The 1,239-nt window shown below is 57.1% G+C and carries 1 protein-coding gene; it reads left to right on the top strand.

The features are described 5' to 3' along the window. Nucleotides 1–156: 156 nt before the first annotated feature. On the top strand, nucleotides 157–1,239 hold a 1,083-nt coding region (gene istA, locus QCE73_RS39330), incomplete at its 3' end, for an IS21 family transposase (protein WP_309886212.1).

Genomic DNA, 1,239 nt, shown 5'->3' with positions numbered 1-1,239 from the left:
TGTCAGCGTCGGATAGATACTCCTCATTTTCGTCGAAGTAAATTTCCCCAGTTTTTGTTTGGCGCCGCCGCGTAAGCGGTGGCGCCCCGTCGATCACCGACCATATAGGCCTTCGCATTCGTCGGGGAGCTACCGGTGGTCGAGCTGGGAGAGGTTATGACGATTCTGGAATTGCATCGGCAGGGGCTGAGCATCTCGGCTATCGCCGTTCGACTAAATATGGATCGCAAGACCGTTCGCAAATACATTAAGAATGGTGTGCAGGCGCCTCGTTATGGTCCGCGTGCGCCGCGTCCTTGTGTCGTCGATTCGTTTGTCCATTACGTGACCGAGCGTGTGCGTGAGTATCCCGAGCTGAGCATTGAACGACTTCTTCGGGAGGTTCAGGCGATGGGCTACGTCGGCGGTCGCACAGCATTGGGTGATTTGGTCCGAGAAGTTCGTCCGCCCAAGCAGCGTGGCTTCGAGGTGCGCTTCGAGACGCCGGCTGGAGCTCAAGCTCAAGTGGACTTTGCTCACTTCAATGTCGAATTTGATGACGTCCCTGGACAGCGGCGCTCGATCTGGTTGTTCTCGCTCGTGCTTGGACACAGCCGTTATTTGTGGGGCCGCTTCGTTGAGCACCAAGACCTTCAAACGGTTTTGCGCTGTCACATGGAGGCGTTTGAGCACATCGGCGGTGTTCCTCGAGAGGTGCTTTACGACCGCATGAAGGCGGCTGTGCTGGGCGAAGTCGAGAAGCACATCGTCTACAACGCAAAGCTCGTCGCATTCGCGCAGCACTATGGCTTTGCTCCGCGCGCATGCAAGGCATATCGCGCAAAGACTAAGGGGAAGGTCGAACGCCCATTTCGATACATCCGTCAGGACTTCTTCCTCGCTCGACGATTTCAGAATCTTGCCGACATGAATCGCCAGTTGCGTGAGTGGCTTGACTCAGTAGCCAATGTTCGTGTGCATGGCACGACGCACCGAGTTGTCGCGGAGCATTTTCTTGAGGAGCGCCCGACGTTGCAAGCGCTTCCCGCCGGTTTGTTCAATGGCGTGATCCGACTCGAGCGGCGTGTGAGTCACGAAGGACTCGTCTCAGTAGGCGGAAACTACTATAGCGTGCCCGACCGAACGCGCAAACGCGCCCTCGAAGTTCACAGTCTGGCTCACGAAATCCGGATTTACGAGCAGGGCGAACTGCTGGCAGTGCACCCCGTGCTGGAAGGCCGACGACGAACGTCACTGCTG

The organism is Caballeronia sp. LZ029 (genome assembly GCF_031451275.1).
GTDB lineage: Bacteria > Pseudomonadota > Gammaproteobacteria > Burkholderiales > Burkholderiaceae > Caballeronia > Caballeronia jiangsuensis.
This window is presented reverse-complemented; position numbering and strand designations above follow the sequence as displayed.